Raw genomic sequence first — 19,685 nt, 5'->3', positions numbered from 1 at the left:
CGCTGGCAAGCCAGCGCCTACAAAGGTGTTGCTATTGAGACCGCGGCCGATCCGGCATCAGCACCGCCGAGTGATCCGGCTCATGCCCTGCCTCGGGTGGCGCTTCGACCGGATGCCGCGGCACCAGCGCCCGCTGTGGATAAGTCTGCGCGAAGTTCACCCACGGGCAGTTATCCACAAGCTTTTTCAAACGCTGGTTGAAGGCGCGGCTCACCGCATATTGGCCACCGGACACCGTGCGGAATTGCGCGGTCAGCACCACACCGTTGAGGTCCATCTTGTCGACGCCAAACACGTCCAGCGGTCCTTGCAGGTTGTAGCGCAGGAATGGGTCGTTGCTGATGGAATGCCCGGCCTCGCGGATCAGTTCAATGGCCTTGTCGACATCAGTGTCGTAGGTGAATTGCACCGAGAAAAACGCATAGGCGAATTGCCGCGATTGGTTGGTCACGGCCTTGATCTGCCCGAACGGCACCGAGTGCACGAAGCCTTTGCCGTCGCGCAAGCGCAAGGTGCGGATGGTCAGACCTTCGACCGTGCCGGCATGTCCGGAATCGAGCACCACCCAGTCGCCGATGGACAGGGTATCTTCGATGATGATGAACAGCCCGGTAATCACGTCCTGCACCAGTTGTTGGGAACCGAAACCGATCGCCAGGCCGATCACCCCGGCACCGGCCAGGAAAGGCGCGACGTTGATTCCCAGGTTGGCCATGGTGGTGATCGCGCAAATCACCACCAGGATGATTTTGATCGCGTTGCGCAGCAGCGGCAGGATGGTTTTCACCCGCGTACTCGGCTGGCGCTCCGAACGCTTGTTGGTCGGTGGCTTCAGGGCTTCCTGAATCGCCGTGTCGAGCACTACCCAGACCATCCAGGTCACCAGCAGGATCAGGCCGATGTGGCTCAGGGAATCACTGATCGCCCGGCCCACGGCATTGCTCACCGCGAATTCGAACAGCGACACGCCCCAGACCCGTCCGAGGATATCGATGAACACGATGGCCATGCCGATGCGCAGCAAGGCGTGGGACAGATTGAGAAAGCGTTCCTTGTAGGCGCTGCTGCGGCGCAGGTCCGCTTCGCTGCGGGCCTTGAACAAATGGTGCAGCGTGGTGCTGAGAAACACCGTGGCAATCAGCAACACCGTGGTGAACAAGGCGCTGCGCAGCACTCTCTGGTTGTCCGCCCCGGCGCCGATCAGGTTGATGATCGAAACCAGTACCATCAACAGAATCGGCCAATACCAGAGCCCGGAAAATATCCGCAGGGTTTCACGCAACGCCGGCTGCCTGAGGCGCTGAGCCAGCGGCAAAATACGGATCACATGGGCGACCGGGCGACGCATGCGGATCACCAGCAAGCCGAAGGAAACCGACGCTGCCAACCCGGTGAACACGGCGATGCTGCTGGTGAGATTGTTGCCCAGTTGATGGGCGATCTGCGGGCTGGTCAGGGCATCGCTCAATGCCACCAGAAAGCCGATACCGAATAACGGCCGGGGACTCTTCTCGCGAATGATCTGCACCGCCCGCCGCTTGTGGCCGGCATTGAACACCACCACCAGCGACAGCACCAATGACGCGGCAAATATCCCCGCGCTAGCGGCATAAGCCAGACACAGCGCCAGCACCCGACCCGCCGATATCGGCAAAAACTGGCTGGCATAAATCGTCAGGGGCAGGCTGACCACCGCCGGAAGGGTGTAGGGCAGCACGTAACCGAGCAACGCCTGGCCCCGTTCACGACTGAGCAGCAGACGATGCTCGCACAGGCGCCTGGCGGCCATCCGCCCAAGCAGCCAAAGACAGGCAAACACCACCGTCCACACGCAGGTCAGCAGCAGGAAATCGCCGGCGACGCTCCAGGGCGAACGCGCCGATGGCTGATTGACCAACTGATCCACTTCATCGGCCGCGAGATCGGCACGCAGGCGCCAGGCGTCGACCAGGTTCTCGTTGAGATCGAGTTTGGTCTGGACCTCGTCGATGCTTGTACTGATGGCCCCCAGTAATCCGCCTTGCACCAAGGGTTCGGGGTGCGCCAGCGGCGTCGCGGTGGCCGGCAGCCCCGGTATCGCGGCGGCTTCCAGTTGCTCGCTGCCCAGCAACAGCAACGCGCCCAGCAGTATCGCGGTCTTGAGCCTGATCAAAGCACCCACTCCTTTGGCTGTGTGTGTGTGTAAGGAACTGATCGAGAAATGCCGGGCAAGTTCGGACATTGCCCGCAGATAGCAGGACAGCGATATTTGATCTGCACGCAAATATCAAATGTCCGTCCCTGTATTTTTCCGCACAACCCGAACCCCGACACTGCGCTCCATCGAATCAACCTCCGGAGTTGCAGCCATGCCCATTGCCCTGCTCGCGCTGACCCTCAGCGCCTTTGCCATCGGGACGACCGAGTTCGTCATCGTTGGCCTGTTACCCACCATTGGCGCCGACCTCGGCATCAGCCTGCCGTCCGCCGGCCTGCTGGTCAGCCTGTATGCCCTGGGCGTTGCCGTCGGCGCCCCGGTGCTGACCGCCCTCACCGGCAAGGTTCCACGCAAATTGCTGCTGTTGTCGCTGATGGTGCTGTTCACCCTCGGCAACCTGCTGGCCTGGCAAGCACCGGGCTACGAGTCGTTGATCCTCGCCCGGATCGTCACCGGCCTGGCCCACGGGGTGTTTTTCTCGATCGGTTCGACCATCGCCACCAGTCTAGTGCCGAAGGAAAAAGCCGCCAGCGCGATCGCCATCATGTTCACCGGCCTGACCGTGGCGCTGGTCACCGGCGTGCCGCTGGGGACACTCATCGGCCAGCATTTCGGCTGGCGTGAAACCTTCCTCGCCGTTTCGGCACTGGGCGTGATCGCCTTCATCGGCAGCCTGCTCTACGTACCGAACACTATCGCCCACACCAAACCCGCGTCGTTGTTGCAGCAATTGCAGGTGCTCAAGCAACCGCGCCTGTTGCTGGTGTATGCCATGACAGCCGTCGGCTACGGCGGTTCGTTCATCGCCTTTACCTTCCTCGCGCCGATTCTTCAGGACCTCTCCGGCTTCAGCGCCAGCACCGTCAGCCTGGTGTTGCTGGTCTACGGCATCTCCGTGGCCGTCGGCAACATCTGGGGCGGCAAACTGGCGGACCAGCGCGGCCCGATCAGCGCCCTGAAAATCATCTTCGCCCTGCTCGCCGCCGTGCTGTTCGTGCTGACCTTCACGGCCGGCAATCCTTGGCTGGCGCTGGCTACCGTGCTGGTGTGGGGCGCCGTGGCATTTGGCAATGTGCCGGGGTTGCAGGTGTATGTGGTACGTCAGGCTGAGCATCACACCCCGCAGGCGGTGGACGTGGCATCCGGCCTGAACATCGCGGCATTCAACCTCGGCATTGCCGGTGGCGCGTGGGGCGGTGGCCTGATCGTCGCCCACATGGGGTTGATTCACACCGCGTGGATCGGCGGTCTGGTGGTGTTGCTGGCGCTGGCATTGACCGCGTGGAGTGGACGTCTTGATCGCCTCGGCCCGGTCTATGCCGAACCGGCAGAAGGGACGACCCGGATAGTTGCTGGTCACTGAGGGACCCGGTGGGAGCAACTGTCTTCACCATGCCACTCGTCACCGCCATTCGGTACCGTCCGTAGCCCCATCGAAACTTTCGCCGCCGCCCCAGAGTCATCCAAGGACAGGAGCCGTCAGGCGGGAGGCGACATGACAGCGAATCACACCGATATTCCCGCACACTCAAACGCAACCGACATGCGGGTACAGGGTTCGTCCGTCACTTGTCGTTTCACGGTACTGACGGTCAACACCCATAAAGGTTTCACCGCGCTCAACCGGCGCTTCATCCTGCCGGAACTGCGTGAAGCGGTGCGCAGTGTGTCTGCCGATGTGGTGTTTTTGCAGGAAGTCCACGGCACCCACGAACAGCATCCCCGGCGCTACACCAACTGGCCGGCGATGCCGCAATACGAATTCCTTGCCGACAGCCTGTGGCCGCAGTTCGCCTATGGCCGCAATGCGGTGTATCCGGCGGGCGATCACGGCAATGCGCTGTTGTCGAAGTTCCAGATCATCCGCCACGACAACCTCGACGTATCCATCAGCGGCCACGAGAACCGCGGGCTCTTGCATTGCGTGTTGCGTTTGCCCGGCGACGGCCAGGAGGTGCATGCCATTTGCGTTCATCTGGGGCTGCGCGAAACCCATCGCACCGCGCAACTGAAGCTGCTCACCCAGCGCCTGGACGCCCTGCCCGGCGACGCCCCGGTGATTGTCGCCGGGGACTTCAACGACTGGCGCCAGCGCGCCGATGCGTTTCTCAAGCCCAGCGGTCTGCATGAAGTCTTCGCCGCGCTGCATGGCAAACCGGCGCGCAGTTTCCCCGCGCGCTTGCCGGCATTGCGCCTGGACCGCATCTACGTGCGCAACCTCAAGGCCAGCCATCCGCAAGTGCTGACCACCCGGCCCTGGTCGCATCTTTCCGACCACGCCCCGCTGTCGGTGGAAATCGAGCTATGAGCAGCCAATCGATGGAAAAAAACACGCTGGCAGACATTCCCGCCCCATCGATCCGCGAGCCGACAGCAGTCGATGTCGAATACGGCTGGCAAGGCAGCAATCGCGTCGAGTTGCTGGAAAACGGCGAGGCGTACTTTCCCCGGGTATTTGAAGCCTTGCGCCGGGCGCAAAGTGAAATACTGCTGGAAACCTTCATCCTGTTCGAGGACAAGGTTGGCAATGAGCTGCAACAGATCCTGATCGAAGCCGCTCAGCGCGGCGTACGCACCACCGTCAGCCTCGACGGCTTTGGCTGCGGCGAGCTGAGTACCGGGTTCCTCACCGCACTGACCGCGGCCGGGGTGCAACTGCAAATATTCGACCCGGCACCGAAACGCCTGGGCATCCGCACCAACTGGTTCCGGCGCCTGCACCGCAAGATTGTGGTGGTGGATGGCACCGTCGCGTTCGTCGGCGGGATCAACTTTTCCGCCGATCATCTGGTCGACTTCGGCCCCGAGGCCAAACAGGATTATTCGGTAGAAATTGAGGGTCCGGCAGTGGCCGATATCCATCACTTCGCCCTGCTGCAATGCGGTCGCCCGGTGCACGCCAAATACTGGTGGCAACGCCGTCGGCTGCGGCGTTCGGAACTCGCCTTCAGCGATCACGACGGCCAGGTGCGGCTGGTGTACCGCGACAACGGTGAACACCCGACCGACATCGAGGAGGTTTACCGCCTGGTGTTGCGCCAGGCGCAGCGCCGAGTGGTGATCGCCAACGCCTACTTCTTTCCCGGTTTCCGCTTGCTGCGCGAGATCCGCAACGCGGCCCGCCGAGGCGTGGATGTGCGGCTGATCCTGCAGGGCCAGCCAGACATGCGGGTGGCCAGGCTCGCCGCGCGCATGACCTATGACTACCTGCTCAAGTCCGGGGTGAAGATCTACGAATATTGCGACCGCCCGCTGCACGGCAAGGTCGCCTTGGTGGACGAGGACTGGAGCACCGTTGGCTCCAGCAACCTCGACCCGTTGAGCCTGTCGATGAATCTGGAAGCCAACGTGCTGATCCGCGACCAGGCCTTCAATCGTCATCTGTTCGATCGCCTGGAAGACCTCAGCGATAACCATTGCAAGGCCATGTCTCCCGACATCGCGCCACGCGGGCGTGTCTGGCACATGACCATCGGTTTTCTGGTGTTTCACTTCCTGCGGCATTTCCCGGCATGGGCCGGTTGGTTGCCGGCGCATAAACCTCGCCTGAAACCCTTCCACCCGCCAACCGGAAGCGCTGACCATGAACCGCGCTGAGACCCACCCGGCCTCTCAGGGCAAAAGCTCCGGCAAGTCCCATTGGCGTCGCTGGAAACGACCGCTGACGATGCTGTTTTTCCTGATGCTGATCGTGCTGTTCACGACGCTCGCCCAGCGCATCGAGTGGAACGAAGTGTTCGATAACCTGGCCGATTTCAAGGTGCGCACGTTGATCATTGCTTCGGGGCTGACCCTGGTGAGTTTTCTGGTGTACGCCTGCTTCGACCTGATTGGTCGCACCTACATCCGCCAGAACCTGACCTGGAAGCAGATCCTGCCCGTGGGGATCATCAGCTACGCCTTCAACCTGAATCTGAGCGCATGGGTCGGCGGCATCGCCATGCGTTACCGGTTGTATTCGCGGCTCGGGGTGAGCAAGAGCAACATCGCGAAAATCCTTGGCCTGAGCCTGGCGACCAACTGGTTCGGCTACATGATAATTGCCGGCGCCGTGTTCAGCAGCGGGCTGGTGCACATGCCACCGGGCTGGAAACTCAGCAGTAGTGCGCTGCAAGGCGTGGGGGGTTTGTTATTGCTGCTGAGCGCCGGGTACCTGGCGGCGTGCCGGTTTGCCAAACGTCGGGAGTGGGCGACTCGCGGCGTGGAAATTGATCTGCCGTCGCTGCGCATGGCGGTGCTGCAACTGACCCTCGGGGCTCTGAACTGGTCGCTGATGGCGGCGGTGATTTTCACCTTGCTGCCGAGCAAACTGGACTATCCATTGGTACTTGGCGTGTTGTTGATCAGCGCCATCGCCGGAGTCATTACCCACATCCCGGCCGGGCTCGGCGTGCTCGAGGCGGTGTTCGTGGCGCTGCTGCAACACGAGGTTTCACGGGGCAGCCTGGTGGCGGGACTGCTGGCCTATCGGGCGATTTATTTCATTTTGCCGCTGTTGATTACCGTGGTGATGTATTTGCTGGTGGAGGCCAAGGCCAAGGCGTTGCGGATCGAGAAAAAACCCAAGTGACGGGGTGGTTGTGAGGACGCTATCGCGAGCAGGCTCGCTCCCACATTGGATCTCAGGAGTTCCACAAAAACTGTATTCACCACTGAACTACTGTGGGAGCGAGCCTGCTCGCGATTGGTAGCAAGATCACCGCAAATTTCAAGATGATTGAATAATGCTCAACCGCTCCCCCACCACCATCTCGGTAATCCAGCCGACGAGGATCGAGGTGTAGGCCTGCTGCGAAACCGGGTCGTTCAGCGCATGGTCGGCACCGTCGATGATGCGGTGAGTCAGCGAGTGCGTCTGCTGACAGGCTGCCCGATAGCTCATGATCGTCGCGTGGGGCACGTATTCGTCGGTCTCGGACTGCACCAGAAGCACGTCCCCGGTGAATTGCGAGCAAGCATGCAAGGCACGGTTGCTGTCGGCACGCACCAGGGTGCCTCGGTAATCACGCAGATCCAGTTTGTCCAGATCGCGTTTCGGCGTGTGCCATTGCTCGTCGCGATACAACGCCGGCACCCGTAGCGCCAGCCAGCGCACTGGCCTGAGCGAGGTCAGAATCGAGGCCAGATACCCCCCGTAACTGGTGCCGACCACCGCAATCGCCGACGTATCGAGAGCCGGGTGCGCGAGCAATCGGTCATAGGCTGCCAGCAGGTCGCGCAGGTTGTCTTCGCGGGTCACCCGGGACAATGGAATGCCGGTGCCGCTGGTGTGCCCGCGCAGGTCGAAGGTCAGGCAGACACAGCCCAACCCGGCGATGCCTTTGGCGCGCTCCAGGTCCCGCTCCTGACTGCCGCCCCAACCGTGCACGAAGAGCACGCCGGGGACCTTCGATTTGGGGCTCAGGAAGGTCCCACTCATCTGTTCGTCGTCGATGTCGATCTGAATGGATTCGCTTCTAGCCGTCATAGGATTTGACCGTCACGTACTTGAGGAGAAAGTCACTGGTCTGCGCCCGCCCGCGGTACACCTCGATGGCGTCCGCCGGCAGCGGCTGATCGCTGTAGGTTTCCACCGAAGACACACGAATCGCACACATCCCCGGATCGTTGACGAAACGCTGCAAGGCCGCCACCTCGGCACTGCTGGCACCGCCCATGCGCCAGGACTGTTCGAGCACACCACTGCGCTGTTTGCCGTCGCTATCGATGCCCTGAGCGATGTCGTAGTTGCGCCGTGACGCGTAGAAACGCGGATAGGCTTCATCCGCAGCGCTGTCGAACACCTGCGCTTGCTTGATAGCCACCCGCACATCATCGGCCAGGTCCAGCTTCAGTAAATCGACGTAGCTGCCCTGCACCACCAACAGGTTCGAGCCGCCATACACCTCTTCGCCCCTTGCGTCCTTGGTCAAGTATTGTTCACCGCAGTAACTCAGCACCTTGTCGCCGATGAAACTCTGACCGACGCTGTGGGTGATCACTTGATCCAGGTCCTGCTCCAACACCACGCCTTCCGTGAACAGCGTTTTGGCTTCGGGCCGGGCGAGGATTTCGTCGAACCGGTCGAGGCTGTCGATCACTTCCTGACCCCGCCCGGCGCAGGCGTGAATCGGCTTGAGGCGGATCGGGCCGGTATAGAGCAGATGCTTCGCCGCTGGCCGTGCATCCTCCAGCGAGAACACGCTGAGACCGTCGAGCACGACACTGCGCACCCGCTCGGAAAACAATGGTGTCCAGCCTTGCGGTGCATGGGCGTGGTGGTTGAGCAATCCATGACTGATGGCTTTGGTGCACATGAAGTCGTGGTCGACATAACCGCCCCAAAAATCCTCCGGCCCCTTGACCCCTAGTTGCCGGGCAGCCGCAGCGCCCACCAGGGTCTGGGTCGGCAACAGGTAGAGGTCCCGTCCTTCATGCAACTGCGGGTCGTAGCTGCCGCCGTACTTGAGCCCCAGTATCTGCGCCAGCCAGCGGGCCAGTGCACGGTTGGTTTCAACTTCGTGCACTGGCGCGTCGGCGAGCACCGAATGGGCGACCACCAGTTTCCTGCGGTTTGTTGGGGTCATGCATCCCCCTTTCAATCGACGCTTGATGAATGTAGCTGAAGGGGTGCAGAGATCAGGCCAAGGCCCGGTGCGGGAAAAGGGGGTTTTAAATCAGCCCGTTGCGCAAAAAGTGATGGCATGGGGCCTGTTTTATTCTGCACGACGCCCTTTGATATTCCGGCATTTTGCACGACTCTCTGTGGGAGCGAGCCTGCTCCGGGCGGCGTTCCGACGATCAGGCCAACACCATCAACATTGATGTAGCCTGACACACCGCGTTCGCGGGCAAGCCCGCTCCTACAGGTTATTGGCAGTACAGCGACTACCGCACAGCAGCACCCGGCGTCACACCAAACCTCGACCGATAATCACTCGGCACCAGCCCGGTGATTTTCTTGAACGTCGCACGAAACGCCCCGGGGTCCTGATAACCGACGGTCCAGGCGATGTGGTCGATGGTGCCGTTGGTGAACTCAAGCATTTCCCGGGCCTTGCCGACTCGCAGATGCTGGCAGTATTCGGTGGGTTTGAGCCCGGTGGCCGCGCGGAAGCGTCGCAGGAAGGTGCGCTCTTCCAGGCCTGCCTTTTCGGCCATCGCCGCCAGCGACACATCGGTTGCCCCGGTACTTTGCAGCCAGTGTTGCACCTTGAGGATCGCCGCATCGCCATGGCTGAGAATCGGCGCAAAATTACTGCCGCACTCGCTGGCGCTGTCGCAGTGCTCCACCACCAGAAAACGTGCGGTATTGGTGGCAATGCTCGGTCCCAGCAACCGGTTGACCAGCCGCAAACCCAGTTCGGACCAGGCCATCAGCCCAGCGGTGGTAATCAGATCGCCGTCATCGACAATCGGTGTGTCGGCCTTGAGCCTGATCGCCGGGTAACGTTCGGCGAAGGCTTTGGCCGAGGTCCAGTGGGTGGTGGCGCTACGACCGTCGAGCAGACCGCTTTCAGCCAACAGGATAGAGCCCACGCAAACACCGCCCAGTGTCGCGCCGCTGGCATGTTGCTCACGCAACCAGCGGATCAATCCCTGTGGCGCCTGGCCTTCGGAAAAACCGCCGATCGATGGCGGAATCAACACGGCCACCAGGGTGCGCTCCGGGCCGGGATGGCTGTCGAAGACCCGAACTGGCGGCTGATCACCCTCGACCTGCCAATGGCTGACCCGCAGCAGCGGCAACTGCGCAGACTGATGCTCGGTGGCGATCCGGTTGGCCACCCCGAACAGGTCGGTCAAGCCATGCACCGCCGCCATCTGCGCGCCGGGATAGATCAACACACCGAGCTCGGCGATTGCCCTTTCTGCATCCATTGTCAGTTTTCCCCCTCTTATTGTCGGTGCGGCCAATCCCCGGACCGCCTGCCAGCGCCAATACTTCATTCCACACCCAACACACACTTCGAGGAAACAGTCATGGCCAAGCAAGCGCTCATCGTAGTCGATATCCAGAACGACTACTTCCCCCAAGGAAAGTGGCCACTGGTCGGCGCCGACGCCGCCGCCGACAACGCCGCACGCCTGATCAAGACCTTCCGCGACGCCGGTGATTCTGTGGTGCACATCCGCCACGAATTCACCTCCGAAGAGGCACCGTTTTTCACCCCGAACTCCGAAGGCGCCAAGCTGCACCCGAAAGTGCTCAACCGTGCCGACGAACCGCTGGTGCTCAAGCACTTCGTCAATTCGTTCCGCGAAACCGGGCTGAAATCGATCCTCGATGAGCAAGACATCAAGGAGCTGGTGGTCGTGGGCAGCATGAGCCACATGTGTGTGGACGCCATCACCCGTGCGGCGGCGGACTTTGGCTATAAGGTGACAGTGATCCACGACGCCTGCGCCACCCGCGACCTGGAATTCAATGGCGTGGCGGTTCCGGCGGCGCAGGTTCATGCGGCGTTCATGGCGGCCCTGGCGTTTGCGTATGCCAGTGTGGTGTCGACCAACGAGTTCCTCGCGGCCTGAGTCTTCAAATAAATTTCACCGCCCATAAAAAAACCCGCACTTCAGACCGAAGTGCGGGTTTTGTTTTGTCAGCTTGCCGCTTGTAACTGTTTTAGAACGGGATATCGTCATCAAAGCTGTCGAAATCCGGGGCCGGCTGAGGAGCAGCCTGCTGTGGAGCCGGGCGCGACTGTTGCGGCGCCGACTGCTGTGGACGCGGAGCCTGCTGGCGCGGAGCGGGTTGCTGGTAGTTGTTACCGCCGCCCTGGCCTTGCTGGTCGCCCTGTGGACGGCCGCCCAGCAGTTGCATGGTGCCTTGCATGTCGACCACGATTTCGGTGGTGTAACGCTTGATACCGTCTTTTTCCCACTCGCGGGTCTGCAGCTTGCCTTCGATGTACACCTGCGAACCTTTACGCAGGTATTCGCCTGCGATTTCCGCAACTTTGCCGAACATCGACACACGGTGCCATTCGGTCTTTTCGACTTTCTGACCGGTTTGCTTGTCGGTCCACTGTTCGCTGGTCGCCAGACTCAGGTTGGTCACGGCGTTACCGTTAGGCAAGTAGCGAACTTCGGGATCCTGGCCGCAAGTGCCGACCAATATGACTTTGTTAACCCCACGGGCCATAACGTTCTCCTAGGCTACGCACGCTGCCCCGGCCGGGTTGTTCACCAGGCACTCAAGGGTGGTGCGATCCAATAGTTCGGTGTCCAGTTTGATGTAAATCGCCGCCTCTTCTGCGACGATGACTGCATCTGTTACCCCTACGACCGCCTTCAGGCGCTCGACCAGACCCGCTTCGCGGATCGCCTCGGGCGACAACGGCAAGCGCAGGCTCGTGACGTAGGGAGGTTCGCGCATGGTAACAGCAAAGGCCAGCCAGAGGGCAGCCAGACCGGCGCATCCGAGGAACACAACCGACAGACCGCCATGCTGGAACAGCCAGCCGCCAAGAATGCCGCCCAATGCCGACCCGAGGAACTGGCTGGTGGAATAAACCCCCATCGCAGTGCCCTTGCCGCCGGCCGGTGAAACCTTGCTGATCAGCGATGGCAACGAAGCTTCCAGCAGATTGAACGCGGTGAAGAACACCACCGTACCGATCACCAGAGCCCGCAAGCTGTCGCCGAACTGCCAGAAGAATAGCTCAGTGAGCATCAGCGTCACGACGGAGCCGAGTAAAACTCGTTTCATTTTGCGTTTCTTCTCGCCGTAGATAATGAACGGGATCATGGCGAAGAAAGAAATCAGCAGCGCGGTCAGGTACACCCACCAGTGCTGCTCTTTGGGCAGCCCGGCCTTCTCGACCAGCGCCAGTGGCAAGGCGACGAAGCTGGACATCAACATCGCGTGCAACACAAAAATGCCCAGGTCCAGGCGCAGCAGGTCCGGATGCTTGAGGGTCGGTATCAGCGCCTGGCGCGCGACACCGGACTCGCGATGCTGCAACGGGCCGGTGGAGCGCGGCACCATGAACATCACGATCACGATGCCGAACAGTGCCATACCGCCGGTGGCAAGGAACAATCCGGACAGTCCGAAGGCGCGGGTCAGCAGCGGGCCGACCACCATGGCCACCGCAAACGACAGGCCGATGGTCATGCCGATCATGGCCATGGCCTTGGTCCGGTGCTGCTCGCGGGTCAGGTCGGACAGCAAGGCCATGACCGCCGCGGAAATCGCCCCGGCGCCCTGCAGGATCCGGCCGGCAATCACGCCCCAGATCGAGTCGGCATTGGCTGCCAGCAGACTGCCGAGGGCAAACACAATCAGGCCCAGGTAAATCACCGGGCGGCGACCGATGCGGTCGGAAATGAAACCGAAAGGAATCTGGAACACTGCCTGGGTCAGGCCATAAGCGCCAATCGCCAGACCGATCAGGGCCGGCGTGGCTCCGGCCAGATCCATCCCATAGGTCGCCAGTACCGGCAACACCATGAACATGCCAAGCATACGGAAGGCGAACACCAGGGCCAGACCGCTTGCTGCGCGGGTCTCGCTGCCACTCATGCGCTCGCTGTGGGGATCGTGCATGGAAAAACCTCATGTGAACCGGCGGCGATTCTACCAGTCCCATCGATTGGCAGGGTATATCGCGACGCTTTGACGCGCATTGCTGACACACTCTTCATGTAAGACGGTAACCCTCTCGTTTGATAGTGTGCATCCATCCAGTATTTGGCCGTATACTCCTACGTTTTCGACGCCCGCCAAGCGAGGCCACCTTGGACAAGATCCTGATTCGTGGGGCTCGAACCCACAACCTGAAGAACATCGACCTGACCCTGCCACGGGACAAGCTGATCGTCATCACCGGCCTGTCCGGCTCCGGCAAGTCATCCCTGGCTTTCGACACCCTGTACGCCGAGGGTCAGCGCCGCTACGTCGAATCGCTGTCGGCCTACGCCCGGCAGTTCCTGTCGATGATGGAAAAACCCGACGTCGACACCATCGAAGGCCTGTCGCCGGCGATCTCCATCGAGCAGAAGTCCACCTCGCACAACCCGCGTTCGACGGTCGGCACCATCACCGAAATCTACGACTACCTGCGCCTGCTATATGCTCGCGTGGGTATTCCCCGTTGCCCGGATCACGACATCCCGCTGGAAGCGCAGACCGTCAGCCAGATGGTCGATCTGGTCCTCGCCGAACCGGAGGGCAGCAAGCTGATGCTGCTGGCGCCGGTCATCCGCGAGCGCAAAGGCGAGCACCTGTCGGTTTTCGAAGAGCTGCGCGCACAGGGCTTCGTCCGCGCCCGAATCAACGGCAAGCTCTATGAGCTGGACGAAGCCCCCAAGCTCGACAAGCAGAAAAAACATACCATCGATGTCGTGGTCGACCGCTTCAAGGTTCGCGCCGACCTGCAACAACGCCTGGCCGAATCCTTCGAGACCGCGCTGAAACTGGCGGACGGCATCGCCCTGGTGGCACCGATGGACGACGAGCCGGGTGAAGAGATGATCTTCTCCGCACGCTTCGCCTGCCCGATTTGTGGCCACGCCATCAGCGAGCTTGAGCCAAAACTGTTCTCCTTCAACAACCCGGCCGGCGCATGTCCGACCTGCGATGGCTTGGGGGTGAAGCAGTTCTTCGACATCAAGCGCCTGGTCAACGGCGAACTGACCCTGGCCGAAGGGGCGATTCGCGGTTGGGATCGACGCAACGTCTATTACTTCCAGATGCTCGGCTCGCTGGCCTCGCACTACAAGTTCAGCCTGGAAGTACCGTTCAACGAACTGCCGGCCGATCAGCAGAAATTCATCCTGCACGGCAGCGGTTCGCAAAACGTCGACTTCAAATACCTGAACGACCGTGGCGATATCGTCAAACGCTCGCATCCGTTCGAAGGCATCGTGCCGAACCTGGAGCGACGCTACCGCGAAACCGAATCCGCGTCGGTGCGTGAAGAGCTGGCCAAGTTCCTCAGCACCCAGTCCTGCCCGGACTGCCGCGGCACCCGCCTGCGGCGTGAGGCGCGGCACGTGTGGGTCGGCGAGAAAACCCTGCCGGCGGTAACCAACCTGCCGATCGGCGATGCGTCCGATTATTTTGGCGGGCTCAAGCTCACCGGCCGGCGTGGCGAAATTGCCGACAAGATCCTCAAGGAAATCCGCGAACGCCTGCAGTTCCTGGTCAACGTCGGCCTCGACTATCTGTCGCTGGATCGCAGCGCGGACACCTTGTCCGGTGGCGAGGCCCAGCGTATTCGTCTGGCCAGCCAGATTGGCGCCGGCCTGGTGGGCGTTCTGTACATCCTTGACGAACCCTCCATCGGCCTCCATCAGCGCGACAACGACCGGTTGCTGGGCACCCTCAAGCACCTGCGCGATATCGGTAACACGGTGATCGTGGTCGAGCACGACGAAGACGCGATTCGTCTGGCCGACTACGTGGTGGACATCGGCCCGGGCGCTGGCGTCCACGGCGGGCACATCGTCGCCGAAGGCACACCGGCCGAGGTCATGGCGCATCCGGACTCACTGACGGGCAAATACCTGTCGGGCCGGGTGAAGATCGAAGTCCCGGCCAAACGCACACCGCGCAACAAGAAGCTGACGCTGGCGCTCAAGGGCGCGCGCGGCAACAACCTGCGCAATGTCGACCTGGAGATTCCGATCGGCCTGCTGACCTGTGTCACCGGCGTGTCCGGCTCCGGCAAGTCGACGCTGATCAACAACACCCTGTTCCCGCTGAGCGCCACGGCGCTGAATGGCGCCACTACCCTCGAAGCGGCCGTCCACGACAGCATCAAGGGCCTGGAGCACCTGGACAAGGTCGTCGACATCGACCAGAGCCCTATCGGTCGCACACCGCGCTCCAACCCGGCGACCTACACCGGGCTGTTTACACCGATCCGCGAGTTGTTCGCCGGCGTACCGGAGTCCCGCTCCCGGGGCTATGGGCCGGGGCGCTTCTCCTTCAACGTCAAGGGCGGCCGCTGCGAGGCATGTCAAGGCGACGGACTGATCAAGGTCGAGATGCACTTCCTGCCGGACATCTATGTGCCGTGCGACGTGTGCAAGAGCAAGCGCTACAACCGCGAGACCCTGGAGATCAAGTACAAGGGCAAGAGCATCCACGAAACCCTCGAGATGACCATCGAGGAAGCACGGGAGTTCTTCGATGCCGTACCGGCCCTGGCGCGCAAGCTGCAAACGTTGATGGACGTCGGTCTGTCGTACATCAAGCTGGGGCAATCGGCGACCACGCTGTCCGGCGGTGAAGCCCAACGGGTGAAGCTGTCCCGCGAGCTGTCCAAGCGTGATACCGGCAAGACCCTGTACATCCTCGATGAACCGACCACCGGGCTGCACTTCGCGGATATCCAGCAACTGCTGGACGTGCTGCATCGCCTGCGCGACCACGGCAACACCGTGGTGGTGATCGAACACAACCTGGACGTGATCAAGACCGCTGACTGGCTGGTGGACCTGGGTCCGGAGGGTGGTTCCAAGGGCGGGCAGATCATTGCCGTCGGCACGCCCGAGGAAGTGTCAGAGATGAAGCAATCCCATACCGGTTACTACCTCAAGCCGCTGTTGGAGCGTGACAGGGCTTAACCGGGACCCATGAAAAAGCCCCTGTCACTTCATCAGTGACAGGGGCTTTTTTGTATCTGTAGGAGCGAGCTTGCTCCGGGCGGCGTTCCGACGAAGGTCGTAAACGATAACGCAGCGCCTTCAGATTTTTCGCGAGCAAGCTCGCTCCTACAAAAGACGCTGGGGCTTCCCCTATGCAATCAGGTGTGGGATTGCAGGTAGTTCTCAAGCCCGATCAACTTGATCAGACCCAACTGCTTCTCGAGCCAGTAGGTGTGATCTTCTTCGGTGTCATGCAATTGAACCCGCAGCATTTCGCGGCTGACATAGTCCTTGTGCTGCTCGCAGAGCTTGATGCCCTTGCACAGCGCAGCACGGACCTTGTATTCCAGGCGCAAATCCGCTTCGAGCATCTCGGTCACCGTGGTGCCGACATCGAGATCGTCCGGACGCATGCGCGGCGTGCCTTCGAGCATCAGAATCCGGCGCATCAGGGCATCAGCGTGCCCTGCTTCCTCTTCCATCTCGTGGTTGATTCGTTCGTAGAGCTTGGTGAAACCCCAGTCCTCATACATCCGCGAGTGGACGAAATATTGATCACGCGCGGCCAGTTCGCCGGTCAGCAACGTGTTGAGGTAATCGATCACATCTGGGTGGCCTTGCATCGCCCTACATCTCCCTGCTTGAAAGTTGTAGTTTGAACCAACATGCCCTTATCGTCACTCGCAAGACGCAATAAAAGCGAAGATATTCTGAGAAAAGCGGCTGAAATAACGCAAAAAACCGCCCAAACAAGGGCGGTTCTGCTTCTCATTTAGACTTCGTTAAGCTGTACGTTGAGCAGCTTTGCGATTGCTTCTCCATACGCCGGGTCAGCCTTGTAGAAATGCTGCAACTGACGGTCAACCACATCACTCGACACCCCCGCCATCGCACCGGCGATGTTGCTGACCAGCAGTGATTTCTGCTCTTCAGACATCAAGCGAAACAACGCGCCGGCGTGACTGTAGTAATCAGTATCTTCACGGTGGTCGTAACGATCGGCAGCACCACCGAGGGCCAATGCCGGCTCTGCGTAACGAGGCGCCTGCTTCGGCGACTCGACATAGCTGTTCGGCTCGTAGTTCGGTGTCGCACCACCATTGCTGCCAAAAGCCATCGAGCCATCGCGCTGGTAAGTATTGACCGGACTCCGCGGAGCGTTGACTGGCAATTGCTGGTGATTGGTGCCGACACGGTAGCGATGAGCGTCCGCGTAGGCGAAGACCCGACCTTGCAGCATACGATCCGGCGACAGACCAACACCAGGGACCATATTGCTGGGACCGAACGCGGCTTGCTCAACTTCCGCGAAGTAGTTCTGCGGATTGCGATTGAGCTCAAGTTCTCCAACTTCAATCAGTGGAAACTCTTTCTGCGACCAGGTTTTGGTGACATCAAACGGGTTCTCGTAGTGCGCCGCCGCCTGAGCCTCGCTCATGATCTGAATGCACACGCGCCATTTCGGGAAATCACCCTGCTCGATGGCATTGAACAGGTCGCGCTGGGCGTAATCCGGATCAGTACCCGCAAGGCGCGCAGCCTCGGCAGGAGCAAGGTTCTTGATCCCCTGTTTGGTCTTGTAGTGCCACTTCACCCAATGACGCTCACCTTGAGCGTTGATGAGGCTATAAGTGTGGCTGCCAAAGCCGTGCATGTGGCGGTATCCGTCAGGAATACCCCGGTCGGAGAACAGGATGGTGACCTGGTGCAGCGCCTCGGGCGAATGCGACCAGAAGTCCCACATCATCTGGACACTCTTCAGGTTGCTTTGCGGCAAACGCTTCTGGGTGTGGATAAAGTCCGGAAACTTCAGTGGATCGCGAATGAAGAACACAGGGGTGTTGTTGCCAACGATGTCCCAGTTGCCTTCCTCGGTGTAAAACTTCAAGGCAAAGCCGCGCGGATCACGCTCGGTATCGGCCGAACCACGCTCGCCACCCACGGTGGAAAACCGCAGGAAAGTCGGGGTTTGCTTGCCGACTGCCTCAAACAGCTTCGCACTGGTGTATTGAGTGATATCGCGCGTCACGGTGAACGTACCGTAGGCACCCGAGCCTTTGGCGTGTACACGGCGCTCAGGGATGTTTTCACGGTTGAAGTGGGCAAGCTTCTCGATCAGGTGAAAGTCGTCGAGCAGCAGCGGGCCACGAGGGCCGGCGGAACGGGAATTCTGGTTATCGGCAACAGGAGCGCCACTGGCGGTGGTAAGCGTTGTGTTTTGGCTCATGCGATCTTCCTTCCTCTGTCGGTCTTGAACTGCCGGCTAATCGGCTGAGAAGGAGTATTGATCATCAATATGACACCTACAAATTCATTAACTTGCAGACATCGATAGAAAAATACTAATGATCATCCCCGTCACATGATGACGACACAGACGAAGGAAACGCTTGTACAAAAGGCGCGTTTCTTACAGGCACAAAAAACCGGGCACTAGGCCCGGTTCTTTGTTTCAGACTGACGTCTTACTCGGCAGATACAGCTTCGCCAGCAGTAGCACGATCAACCAACTCGACGTACGCCATAGGCGCGTTGTCGCCAGCGCGGAAACCGCACTTGAGGATGCGCAGGTAGCCACCCTCACGGGTAGCGTAACGCTTGCCCAGGTCGTTGAAGAGCTTACCAACGATAGCTTTCGAACGAGTACGGTCGAAAGCCAGACGGCGGTTAGCAACGCTATCTATCTTGGCCAAAGTGATCAGCGGCTCGGCAACGCGGCGCAGTTCTTTAGCTTTTGGCAGAGTAGTTTTGATCAGCTCGTGCTCGAACAGCGACACCGCCATGTTTTGGAACATGGCCTTGCGGTGCGAGCTGGTGCGGCTCAGGTGACGACCACTTTTACGATGACGCATGGTTCATTCCTTACCAAACACTACGTTCGGTGATTACGACGATCAGGCAGTCGCCTTGTCGTCCTTCTTAAGACTTGCAGGCGGCCAGTTGTCGAGGCGCATGCCGAGGGACAGACCGCGGGAGGCCAGAACGTCCTTGATTTCAGTCAAGGATTTCTTGCCCAGGTTCGGAGTCTTCAACAGCTCTACTTCGGTACGCTGAATCAGGTCACCGATGTAGTAGATGTTTTCCGCCTTAAGGCAGTTAGCCGAACGTACAGTCAGTTCCAGATCGTCAACCGGGCGAAGCAGGATCGGATCGATCTCGTCTTCCTGCTCGACAACCACTGGCTCACTGTCACCCTTGAGGTCGACGAACGCAGCCAACTGCTGTTGCAGGATGGTTGCAGCGCGGCGAATTGCCTCTTCAGGATCCAGAGTACCGTTGGTTTCCAGATCAATAACCAGCTTGTCCAGGTTAGTACGCTGCTCGACACGGGCGTTTTCCACCACGTATGCGATACGGCGAACCGGGCTGAACGAAGAGTCAAGCTGCAAGCGACCGATGCTGCGGCTTTCGTCTTCATCGCTCTGACGCGAATCTGCCGGTTCATAACCACGACCACGAGCTACTACGAGCTTCATGTTCAGGGCGCCGTTAGACGCCAGGTTAGCGATTACGTGATCGGGATTAACGATCTCGACATCATGATCCAGCTGAATATCGGCAGCGGTAACCACCCCCGAACCCTTCTTCGACAAGGTCAGCGTAACTTCGTCACGACCGTGCAGCTTGATAGCCAGACCTTTAAGGTTCAACAGGATTTCAATGACGTCTTCCTGTACACCTTCGATGGCGCTGTACTCGTGGAGCACACCGTCAATCTCGGCCTCGACTACTGCACAGCCGGGCATTGAGGACAACAGGATGCGGCGCAGCGCGTTGCCCAGGGTATGGCCAAAGCCACGCTCGAGAGGCTCGAGAGTGATCTTGGCGCGGGTTGGACTGACAACCTGCACATCAATGTGGCGGGGTGTCAGGAACTCATTTACCGAAATCTGCATGGATGCACCTATTTTCT

General features: G+C 60.3%; 16 protein-coding genes. 6 read left to right on the top strand and 10 right to left on the bottom strand.

Annotation, left to right across the window (positions count from 1 at the left end; genetic code table 11):
* Positions 1-31: 31 nt before the first annotated feature.
* On the bottom strand, positions 32-2,152 hold the full coding sequence (locus AC1DWG_RS14655; protein WP_477787938.1) for a mechanosensitive ion channel family protein: 2,121 nt from the start codon (positions 2,150-2,152) through the stop codon (positions 32-34).
* Positions 2,153-2,348: 196 nt separating this feature from the next.
* On the opposite strand from AC1DWG_RS14655, the gene AC1DWG_RS14650 reads away from it, so the two are divergent.
* The 4 genes from AC1DWG_RS14650 (at position 2,349) to AC1DWG_RS14635 (ending at position 6,767) form a co-directional block, all read left to right on the top strand.
* Positions 2,349-3,560 (top strand): MFS transporter, encoded by a 1,212-nt coding sequence (locus tag AC1DWG_RS14650; protein WP_477787937.1) that lies wholly within the window; start codon positions 2,349-2,351, stop codon positions 3,558-3,560.
* A 180-nt stretch (positions 3,561-3,740) separates the two neighbouring features.
* Positions 3,741-4,505 (top strand): endonuclease/exonuclease/phosphatase family protein, encoded by a 765-nt coding sequence (locus AC1DWG_RS14645; protein WP_477753643.1) that lies wholly within the window; start codon positions 3,741-3,743, stop codon positions 4,503-4,505.
* The gene (gene clsB, locus AC1DWG_RS14640) at positions 4,502-5,794 is read left to right on the top strand and encodes a cardiolipin synthase ClsB (RefSeq protein WP_477753640.1); all 1,293 of its coding nucleotides are present in this window, start codon (positions 4,502-4,504) and stop codon (positions 5,792-5,794) included. Before AC1DWG_RS14645 ends, clsB begins: the two co-directional genes overlap by 4 nt.
* The gene (locus tag AC1DWG_RS14635) at positions 5,781-6,767 is read left to right on the top strand and encodes a lysylphosphatidylglycerol synthase domain-containing protein (RefSeq protein WP_477753641.1); all 987 of its coding nucleotides are present in this window, start codon (positions 5,781-5,783) and stop codon (positions 6,765-6,767) included. Before clsB ends, AC1DWG_RS14635 begins: the two co-directional genes overlap by 14 nt.
* A 138-nt stretch (positions 6,768-6,905) precedes the next feature.
* Here AC1DWG_RS14635 and AC1DWG_RS14630 read toward each other — a convergent pair whose 3' ends face one another.
* From AC1DWG_RS14630 to AC1DWG_RS14620, 3 genes are all read right to left on the bottom strand, one after another.
* A complete protein-coding gene (locus AC1DWG_RS14630) occupies positions 6,906-7,664 on the bottom strand; it encodes an alpha/beta hydrolase family protein (RefSeq protein ID WP_477763703.1) in 759 nt (252 codons plus the stop codon).
* On the bottom strand, positions 7,654-8,763 hold the full coding sequence (locus AC1DWG_RS14625) for a DUF3182 family protein (protein ID WP_477787936.1): 1,110 nt from the start codon (positions 8,761-8,763) through the stop codon (positions 7,654-7,656). The genes AC1DWG_RS14630 and AC1DWG_RS14625 overlap by 11 nt, the downstream gene beginning before the upstream one ends.
* A gap of 301 nt (positions 8,764-9,064) precedes the next feature.
* On the bottom strand, positions 9,065-10,057 hold the full coding sequence (locus AC1DWG_RS14620; RefSeq protein WP_477756195.1) for a GlxA family transcriptional regulator: 993 nt from the start codon (positions 10,055-10,057) through the stop codon (positions 9,065-9,067).
* Between the two features lie 102 nt (positions 10,058-10,159).
* Here AC1DWG_RS14620 and AC1DWG_RS14615 point away from each other — a divergent pair, with 102 nt between their 5' ends.
* Positions 10,160-10,708 carry a cysteine hydrolase family protein gene (locus AC1DWG_RS14615; protein ID WP_477756196.1) on the top strand — a complete coding sequence of 183 codons (549 nt, stop codon included), beginning with the start codon at positions 10,160-10,162 and terminating at the stop codon, positions 10,706-10,708.
* Between the two features lie 91 nt (positions 10,709-10,799).
* Here the strand turns inward: AC1DWG_RS14615 and AC1DWG_RS14610 are convergent, their stop codons facing one another.
* Together AC1DWG_RS14610 and AC1DWG_RS14605 are read right to left on the bottom strand one after the other, a co-directional pair.
* Positions 10,800-11,318 carry a single-stranded DNA-binding protein gene (locus AC1DWG_RS14610; RefSeq protein ID WP_347909392.1) on the bottom strand — a complete coding sequence of 173 codons (519 nt, stop codon included), beginning with the start codon at positions 11,316-11,318 and terminating at the stop codon, positions 10,800-10,802.
* A 9-nt stretch (positions 11,319-11,327) separates the two neighbouring features.
* On the bottom strand, positions 11,328-12,725 hold the full coding sequence (locus AC1DWG_RS14605) for an MFS transporter (protein WP_477760297.1): 1,398 nt from the start codon (positions 12,723-12,725) through the stop codon (positions 11,328-11,330).
* Between the two features lie 191 nt (positions 12,726-12,916).
* Between AC1DWG_RS14605 and uvrA the strand changes: the two genes are divergently transcribed.
* On the top strand, positions 12,917-15,751 hold the full coding sequence (gene uvrA / locus AC1DWG_RS14600; protein ID WP_477760298.1) for an excinuclease ABC subunit UvrA: 2,835 nt from the start codon (positions 12,917-12,919) through the stop codon (positions 15,749-15,751).
* A gap of 179 nt (positions 15,752-15,930) precedes the next feature.
* On the opposite strand, the gene bfr is transcribed toward uvrA, so the two are convergent.
* The 4 genes from bfr to AC1DWG_RS14580 all read right to left on the bottom strand — a co-directional run bounded on the left by bfr (position 15,931) and on the right by AC1DWG_RS14580 (position 19,668).
* The gene (gene bfr / locus AC1DWG_RS14595; protein WP_008053867.1) at positions 15,931-16,395 is read right to left on the bottom strand and encodes a bacterioferritin; all 465 of its coding nucleotides are present in this window, start codon (positions 16,393-16,395) and stop codon (positions 15,931-15,933) included.
* A 149-nt stretch (positions 16,396-16,544) separates the two neighbouring features.
* Positions 16,545-17,999: a catalase gene (locus tag AC1DWG_RS14590; protein WP_477787935.1), complete on the bottom strand. Its 1,455-nt coding sequence runs from the start codon at positions 17,997-17,999 to the stop codon at positions 16,545-16,547.
* Between the two features lie 238 nt (positions 18,000-18,237).
* Complete coding sequence (rplQ, locus tag AC1DWG_RS14585; protein WP_046041617.1) at positions 18,238-18,624, bottom strand: 50S ribosomal protein L17; 387 nt, start codon at positions 18,622-18,624, stop codon at positions 18,238-18,240.
* A gap of 42 nt (positions 18,625-18,666) precedes the next feature.
* On the bottom strand, positions 18,667-19,668 hold the full coding sequence (locus AC1DWG_RS14580) for a DNA-directed RNA polymerase subunit alpha (RefSeq protein ID WP_007970428.1): 1,002 nt from the start codon (positions 19,666-19,668) through the stop codon (positions 18,667-18,669).
* Positions 19,669-19,685: the final 17 nt, after the last annotated feature.

The organism is Pseudomonas sp. P4_B3, assembly GCF_056402295.1.
This window is presented reverse-complemented; position numbering and strand designations above follow the sequence as displayed.

Bases quoted from the DNA above. Each gene is read 5' to 3' on its own strand.
- clsB (WP_477753640.1), top strand. From the start codon at position 4,502: ATGAGCAGCCAATCGATGGAAAAAAACACGCTGGCAGACATTCCCGCC.
- AC1DWG_RS14590 (WP_477787935.1), bottom strand. From the start codon at position 17,999: ATGAGCCAAAACACAACGCTTACCACCGCCAGTGGCGCTCCTGTTGCC.
- AC1DWG_RS14635 (WP_477753641.1), top strand. From the start codon at position 5,781: ATGAACCGCGCTGAGACCCACCCGGCCTCTCAGGGCAAAAGCTCCGGC.
- AC1DWG_RS14605 (WP_477760297.1), bottom strand. From the start codon at position 12,725: ATGCACGATCCCCACAGCGAGCGCATGAGTGGCAGCGAGACCCGCGCA.
- AC1DWG_RS14615 (WP_477756196.1), top strand. From the start codon at position 10,160: ATGGCCAAGCAAGCGCTCATCGTAGTCGATATCCAGAACGACTACTTC.
- rplQ (WP_046041617.1), bottom strand. From the start codon at position 18,624: ATGCGTCATCGTAAAAGTGGTCGTCACCTGAGCCGCACCAGCTCGCAC.
- AC1DWG_RS14645 (WP_477753643.1), top strand. From the start codon at position 3,741: ATGCGGGTACAGGGTTCGTCCGTCACTTGTCGTTTCACGGTACTGACG.
- AC1DWG_RS14620 (WP_477756195.1), bottom strand. From the start codon at position 10,057: ATGGATGCAGAAAGGGCAATCGCCGAGCTCGGTGTGTTGATCTATCCC.
- AC1DWG_RS14610 (WP_347909392.1), bottom strand. From the start codon at position 11,318: ATGGCCCGTGGGGTTAACAAAGTCATATTGGTCGGCACTTGCGGCCAG.
- bfr (WP_008053867.1), bottom strand. From the start codon at position 16,395: ATGCAAGGCCACCCAGATGTGATCGATTACCTCAACACGTTGCTGACC.
- AC1DWG_RS14580 (WP_007970428.1), bottom strand. From the start codon at position 19,668: ATGCAGATTTCGGTAAATGAGTTCCTGACACCCCGCCACATTGATGTG.
- AC1DWG_RS14650 (WP_477787937.1), top strand. From the start codon at position 2,349: ATGCCCATTGCCCTGCTCGCGCTGACCCTCAGCGCCTTTGCCATCGGG.
- AC1DWG_RS14625 (WP_477787936.1), bottom strand. From the start codon at position 8,763: ATGACCCCAACAAACCGCAGGAAACTGGTGGTCGCCCATTCGGTGCTC.
- AC1DWG_RS14630 (WP_477763703.1), bottom strand. From the start codon at position 7,664: ATGACGGCTAGAAGCGAATCCATTCAGATCGACATCGACGACGAACAG.